The sequence below is a fragment of the Pseudomonas sp. RW407 genome (genome assembly GCF_003176655.1).
Lineage (GTDB): Bacteria > Pseudomonadota > Gammaproteobacteria > Pseudomonadales > Pseudomonadaceae > Pseudomonas > Pseudomonas delhiensis.
Window position 1 is genome coordinate 1 of record NZ_QGSL01000040.1, and the last position, 691, is coordinate 691.

Genomic DNA, 691 nt, shown 5'->3' on the forward strand with positions numbered 1-691 from the left:
GGCTCTCGCGACATCCATGTCGCATGACCTCCTGAGCGCCGGTTTCGCTCGGCCTTCTGAAGGGGCGTTCCGGTGCGCTCGGTTGTTTCTCTGGAAATTCCAAACGCCAGAGCAAAAGCGCTTTTGCTTTTCGTAGGATCGAGGGGGACGCCTAGTTCTTGCTCGCGAACCTGGCTTCCCGCGTTCGCGATAGTTCGTAGGGCGCATAACGCCTACGGCGTTATCCGCCAAATCGCGGACAGAGTCCTACGGTTCCAGGCAGCACGGACGTCGGAGCGGACTCTGTCCGCGATCATGGCGGATCACAGCAACAACGTTCGGATATCTGCCAGCAGTTCCCCCAGGCGTTTGGTGAAGCGCGCGGCGGCGGCGCCGTTGATCACCCGGTGGTCGTAGGACAGCGACAGCGGCAGCATCAGGCGCGGCTGGAAGGCCTTGCCGTCCCACACCGGCTGGATGGTCGCCTTGCTCACCCCCAGGATCGCCACTTCCGGCGCGTTGACGATCGGTGTAAAGCCGGTGCCGCCGATGTGGCCGAGGCTGGAGATGGTGAAGCAGGCGCCCTGCATGGCGTCGGCCGAGAGCTTCTTGGTGCGCGCCTTCTCCGCCAGTTCCGCGGCCTCGGCGGCCAGCTGCAGCAGGCTCTTGCGGTCGACGTCGCGGATCACCGGCACCAGCAGGCCGTCCGGGG

Annotated in this window: 1 protein-coding gene; it reads right to left on the reverse strand. The window is 65.0% G+C overall.

Annotated features, from left to right (window positions below; all coding sequences use genetic code 11):
* Positions 1-302: 302 nt before the first annotated feature.
* Positions 303-691, reverse strand: a 389-nt coding sequence (locus DK254_RS05715) for a 2-oxo acid dehydrogenase subunit E2 (RefSeq protein ID WP_177412026.1), incomplete at its 5' end; no start/stop codon positions are given.